This is a genomic window from Parvibaculum sp., from assembly GCF_039680535.1.
Classification (GTDB): domain Bacteria; phylum Pseudomonadota; class Alphaproteobacteria; order Parvibaculales; family Parvibaculaceae; genus Parvibaculum.
Genome location: NZ_JBDKSS010000031.1, coordinates 1 through 5,716, shown reverse-complemented (window position 1 = coordinate 5,716; position 5,716 = coordinate 1). Strand labels below are relative to the sequence as shown.

Sequence of the window (5,716 nt, the reverse complement as noted above, 5' to 3'; positions counted from 1 at the left end):
ATTCGAACCCACGATACGGCTTTTGACCGTATAACGGTTTAGCAAACCGCCGCCTTCAGCCTCTCGGCCACCTCTCCGTAGGCCCGTGTATGCCCAAGATTGCCGTTTGCTTCAAGGGAGAAGTCCCGCTCAGGGGCGTTTCCGGGGCGAAAAAGCACGGAAATCTTATCCGTGGTAGCGGATCAGCCCCTCCTGCGCCACCGAAGCGACGAGCCGCCCGTCCCGCGTGTAGATGCTGCCGCGGTTGAGGCCCCTCGCACCCGATGCGCTGGGACTGTCCTGCGTATAAAGCAGCCACTCATTCACGTTGAAAGGCTGATGGAACCACATCGCATGGTCGAGGCTCGCCGATTGCAGCTTGCCCGAAACCCAGCTGACGCCATGCGGCCGGACACAGGTATCGAGCAGCGTCATATCCGAGGCATAGGCGAGGATGCACTGGTTGAGGGCGATATCGTCGCCGATCTCCTTGCGCGCGCGGAACCAGACATGCTGCACAGGCTCCATCGGCGCCGGATCGATATATTGCTGCGGATTGACCGGACGAATCTCGATCGGTCGCGGGCGCGCAAAATGCTTCTGGATGGCTTCCGGCAGCTTGTGCTCGATGGCCCTCCTCAATTCGCGCTCGCTCGGCAGATCTTCGGGCTGAGGCAGAGACGGCATGGTGGCCTGATGTTCGAAGCCCTGCTCCGGCGTCTGGAACGAAGCGGCGAGGTTGAATATCTGCTTGCCGTGCTGAATCGCCACGACGCGCCGCGTCGTGAAGCTCTTGCCGTCGCGCGAGCGATCGACCTCATAGACGATCGGAACTTTGGGGTCGCCCGGACGGATGAAATAGGCGTGGAGCGAATGGCAGACACGATCCTCGACCGTGCGATAGGCAGCGACCAGCGCCTGCCCGATCACCTGCCCGCCAAAGACGCGCTGCCAGCTCGCGTCGGGGCTGTGTCCCCGGAAAAGGTTCACCTCGATCTGCTCGAGGTCGAGTAACTGGATGAGGTCTTCCACGGCGTCGGCCATCATCGCTCCTGTCGCATCTCGTTTGGCGCGAACATAGAGCGCAAGCCGCCGCCTGTCACCCGCTCAAGGTTGAGCGGATTTCAGTGCGTGGCGAGCCACTCGCGCGCCTGACGCTGCGCCTCGGCAACCTCGGCCGGCGCCATCTCGCGCGCAAGCTCCGCGCGGCATGAGCGGGCCGCTTCGCTGCCGCGCATGGCAGCCAGGTTGAACCACTTATGCGCGGTGACGAGATCGACCTCGACGCCATTGCCGGTCGAATAGATCAGCCCCAGTTCGTAAAGCGCGTCGCACTTGCCGCCTTCCGACGCAAGTTCGCTCTCCTGGAGAGCTTCATGCTGCATGCGAGCCATTGCCCACCTCTTCCCAAAGTGGCGGCTCGTCTGATTCAAAAACCGATCAGCGCCGCCCGTCAGCCGCAAGGATTTCCTTGCCCCGGTGGAAAGCATTTCATCGCTACGCTGAAAAAATGGTTAATGCACCATTTGCCATATCCGCCCTTTCCGATTTTTTGGAAGGGCCGGACGGTCAATCGAGCTTCGGCACCGCCATGCCGCGCTGCACAGCGGGCCGGGCAGCGACCTCCGCGAGCCAACGCCGCGTGTTCGCCGCCTCGCCCACGATGTCGGGTTTCGCCGCCGCGATAAGGTCCAGTGCCGGCGCGATCCACGGGTAGGTAATGATGTCGGCCACCGAATAATCGCCGCCGAGAAAGCGCGCCTCGCCGAGGCGCTTGTCCATCACGCCGACAAGACGCGCCGCCTCCGTTGCGTAGCGGTCGATCGCATAGGGAATCTTGTCGGGCGCCGTGTTGATGAAGTGGTTGAGCTGGCCGAACATCGGCCCGACGCCACCCATCTGCCACATGAGCCATTCCAGCGCCTGAACGCGCTGGCGTCCCTTCGGCGCGAGGAACTTGCCCGTCTTTTCCGCGAGATAGACGAGTATCGCGCCGGATTCAAAAACGGCGAGCGGGCCGCCATCGCCCTCCTGATCCACAATTGCGGGAATGCGGTTATTGGGGCTGATCTTCAGAAACTCCGGCGTGAACTGCTCGCCCTTGCCGATGTTGACGGCATGCACCCGGTACTCCAGGCCGCATTCCTCCAGCATGATGGAGACCTTGCGCCCGTTGGGCGTCGTCCATGTATAGAGATCGATCACCGGAAACCTCCGCGCGGCGGACTCAATATTCGGCCGTCACTTCCACATGGTGGTGCCGATGGCGCGTGCAGACATAGGGGGCGAGCACATAGTCGCCGGCGGGCAGCTTCGTCCCGACGGCCTGCTGAGGATCGAGGAAATTCGCGACCTCCGCTCCCTTGGCGGTGCGGATCGCAAAGCCATAGGTTCCGTCCATGACACGGGTGATCCTGCCCGGCCGCGGCAGCGAGAGGTCCGCGCCCCACTCGGTCTGGCTATTGAACTTGTCCTTCATGATCAGCGTGCCGGTGCCGGTCACGGAGTCCGCATTCGCCGCACCGGCGATGAGCGAAATGCCCAGAACCGCCGCGCCTGCCAGCTTCAACACATGATCGATCATCGGATACCAACCTTTCCGTCAAACCCGCGCCAGACTGCGCCGAAAGAGCGACCCTGAAAGAACAAGCAGCGTGCCCGGCTTCCCGGACACGCTGCAAGTCTAACATAAGCGGGACGCATGGTAAGTGCGGCCCTTCATTGTGCGCGTTGCCCGAACAGGATCTTCCGAGCCGGTTCGGCCTCTCTGGTCTTGTCCCCAAGGTGAACCCTGGCGCAACTCGCGTCCTAGGGCGAAAGCCTCTCTGACCGCCGGTCGGGCGCCAACCCGCTCGAGCCGGTCTTTGAGGCGGGGAAAGTCTTCAAGCAGCTGACTCTGGTTCTTCCAAGGTACGCCCCAGATTCAGCGCTCTATATCTGCGGTCGAGTATCGCCGAGTGAGATGGTCGCTATCTTCCCGGCGCCAGTTCGTGACGCCGTCGAGCCAACTCACCTCGTTCGTTCGGCGATCGATCGCATAAACATCTTCACTTGTGCCCGTGTCGGAAATGATGGGCTTGGTCCGTCTGGGGACCAAGCCCAGCCATCTGCCGGAACAGCCATTGGTCGACCTCAACTCTCTGCCTTCTGTGGACGGAAACTGCCCGCCCGCTTGCCGAGATGTTGAAGGATTGCCCCCCGCCCCGAAACCCGGGACCGGTTTCCCCCCTGGACCATCCGGGTCCATGATGGCTGGCATCCAATCGTTCGGCGTATCCCCGCAAGGGACGGCTCGAACTGGTCGCCAACTCCGATATTCACCGGCCTGACCACATAGGGCAGCCCGCATTCTTCCAGCTTGATCGACATCTTCCGACCGTTTGGCGTCGGTCAGTACCCGATTTCGATCGGCCTCGGCTCACCCCGCGTAGCGGGAAGAGCCTCACTGGTTGAGCGCTTGCCTGCCGCTGAGTGCGCGGCAGGCCGGCGACTACCGGTCACAAATCAGGCCGCCTTCTTCACCGCAGGCTTACGCTTCGCGGCAACCTTCTTGGCGGCGGGCTTCTTCGCAGCCGGCTTCTTGGCAGCGACTTTCTTCGCGGCGGGCTTCTTCGCCACGGCCTTCTTGGCGGCCGGCTTCTTGGCGGCAACCTTCTTGGCGGCGGGCTTCTTCGCCGCAGCCTTCTTCGCCGCGGGCTTCTTCGCGGCCGGCTTCTTCACCGCCGCCTTCTTGGCGGCCGGCTTCTTCGCCGTGGTCTTCTTCGCCGTCGTCTTGGCGGCGAGCTTCTTCACAGTCTTCTTCGCAGCCGTCTTCTTGGCGGCGGGCTTCTTCGCAGCCGGCTTCTTGGCGGCGGGTTTCGCTTTAGCTTTCGTAGCCATGTTTCTCTAGCTCCTGATGTGCCGATATCGTTGGCGACAATCCATAGACTCGCAACGCACACACTTCCTGCGCCCTCGTACCCCTCAGGCGCGGTGAATAATATGAGCGCGGTCAATGCCCTCCGCAACACAGTGTTGCATTTTTGTGCGCGCGTCGCCGTGCCACTCTCTGCCGAAAGTGGTTGACAAACGGTTCACCGGGAGCCGTGGAAAATTAATCAGCCGTCGGACGAAAGCCCCAATTTGCGCGCAAGGATTTCGTTGACGACTTGCGGATTTGCCTTGCCAGACGTGGATTTCATGACTTGTCCGACAAACCAGCCCGCAAGAGACGGTTTTTCTTTTGCCTGCGCAACCTTGTCCGGATTTGCGGCGATGACGGCGTCGATCGCGGCCTCGATGGCGCCCGTATCGGTCACCTGACGCAGACCTTCTTTTTCGACGATTTCGGCGGGGTCGCCGCCGGTTTTGTACATTGATTCGAAAATCTGCTTCGCGATTCGTCCGGAGATGGTGCTGTCCGAGATGAGATCGATGAGCTTTCCGAGGTGCTCCGCAGACACCGGAGACGTCTCGATCGTGTGCCCTTCGCGGTTCAGCGCACCGAACAATTCGACCGTCACCCAGTTCGCCGCGAGCTTCGCATCGCGCCCCTTCGCCACCGCTTCGTAGTAGTCCGCGGTCGCCTTTTCTCCGACGAGAACCGTCGCGTCATAGGGCGACAGACCATACTCGGCGATCAGGCGCGCCTTCTTGTCGTCGGGAAGTTCCGGCAGGCTCGCCTTGATCGCGTCGACATCCGCCTGCGCGATGACCAGCGGCAGAAGATCGGGATCGGGGAAGTAGCGATAGTCATGCGCCTCTTCCTTGGAGCGCATGGAGCGCGTCTCGCCGACCTTCGGATCGAAAAGACGCGTTTCCTGATCGATCTTGCCGCCCTCTTCGAGGATTTCGATCTGGCGGCGCGCCTCATATTCGATCGCCTGGCCGATGAAGCGGATCGAGTTCACATTCTTGATCTCGCAGCGCGTGCCGAGCGGGCCGCCGGGGCGGCGCACCGAAACGTTAACGTCCGCGCGCAGCGAACCTTCTTCCATGTTGCCGTCGCAGGTGCCGAGATAACGCAGGATCGTCCTCAGCTTCGTGACGTAAGCCTTTGCTTCGTCAGCGGAACGCATGTCCGGCTTCGACACGATTTCCATCAGCGCAACGCCGGAGCGATTGAGATCGACATGGCTCACAGACGGCCCGAGATCGTGGATGCTCTTGCCCGCATCCTGCTCGAGATGCAGGCGCTCGATGCCCACGACTTCCGAGCGTCCGCCGGCGAGATCGATCACGATTTCACCTTCGCCCACGACCGGGTGCTTGAACTGCGAGATCTGATAGCCCTGCGGCAGATCGGGATAGAAATAGTTCTTACGGTCGAAGATCGAGCGCAGGTTGATCTGCGCCTTGAGGCCGAGGCCCGTCTTCACCGCCTGCTCGACGCAGTAGCGGTTGATGACGGGCAGCATGCCCGGCAGCGCCGCGTCGACGAGGCTCACCTGCGTATTCGGCTCCGCGCCGAACGCCGTCGAGGCGCCGGAGAAGAGCTTCGCCTTCGACGTCACCTGGGCGTGGACTTCGAGACCGAGCACGATCTCCCAGTCGCCGGTCATGCCCTTGATCAGATCTTCGTTACGGGGTTCGCGGTTGCGCATTTGGATCACGACCTCCACCAGACTGCCGGTTCGGCCTTGAACTGGGCCGCTTCCTCAAGCGCGTAAGCCACGCGGAACAAAGTTTCTTCGTCGAACGTCTTGCCGATGAGCTGAAGCCCGAGCGGCAGACCGTCGCTCGAAAGCCCCGCCGGCAC

6 protein-coding genes are annotated in these 5,716 nt (G+C 62.0%); all 6 read right to left on the bottom strand.

The features are described from left to right. Positions 1 to 165: 165 nt before the first annotated feature. A complete protein-coding gene (tesB, locus tag ABFC66_RS16840; protein ID WP_346742140.1) occupies positions 166 to 1,023 on the bottom strand; it encodes an acyl-CoA thioesterase II in 858 nt (285 codons plus the stop codon). A gap of 80 nt (positions 1,024 to 1,103) precedes the next feature. After that, positions 1,104 to 1,373, bottom strand: a complete 270-nt coding sequence (locus ABFC66_RS16835; RefSeq protein ID WP_346742139.1) for a hypothetical protein — start codon at positions 1,371 to 1,373, stop codon at positions 1,104 to 1,106. Positions 1,374 to 1,548: 175 nt separating this feature from the next. Continuing rightward, positions 1,549 to 2,184 carry a glutathione S-transferase N-terminal domain-containing protein gene (locus ABFC66_RS16830; RefSeq protein WP_346742138.1) on the bottom strand — a complete coding sequence of 212 codons (636 nt, stop codon included), beginning with the start codon at positions 2,182 to 2,184 and terminating at the stop codon, positions 1,549 to 1,551. Positions 2,185 to 2,206: 22 nt separating this feature from the next. After that, positions 2,207 to 2,563 (bottom strand): hypothetical protein, encoded by a 357-nt coding sequence (locus tag ABFC66_RS16825; RefSeq protein ID WP_346742137.1) that lies wholly within the window; start codon positions 2,561 to 2,563, stop codon positions 2,207 to 2,209. 920 nt (positions 2,564 to 3,483) lie between these two features. Further along, a complete protein-coding gene (locus ABFC66_RS16820) occupies positions 3,484 to 3,858 on the bottom strand; it encodes a histone H1-like repetitive region-containing protein (RefSeq protein WP_346742136.1) in 375 nt (124 codons plus the stop codon). 218 nt (positions 3,859 to 4,076) lie between these two features. Further along, positions 4,077 to 5,561, bottom strand: a complete 1,485-nt coding sequence (gatB, locus tag ABFC66_RS16815; protein ID WP_346742135.1) for an Asp-tRNA(Asn)/Glu-tRNA(Gln) amidotransferase subunit GatB — start codon at positions 5,559 to 5,561, stop codon at positions 4,077 to 4,079. Positions 5,562 to 5,716 lie beyond the last annotated feature (155 nt).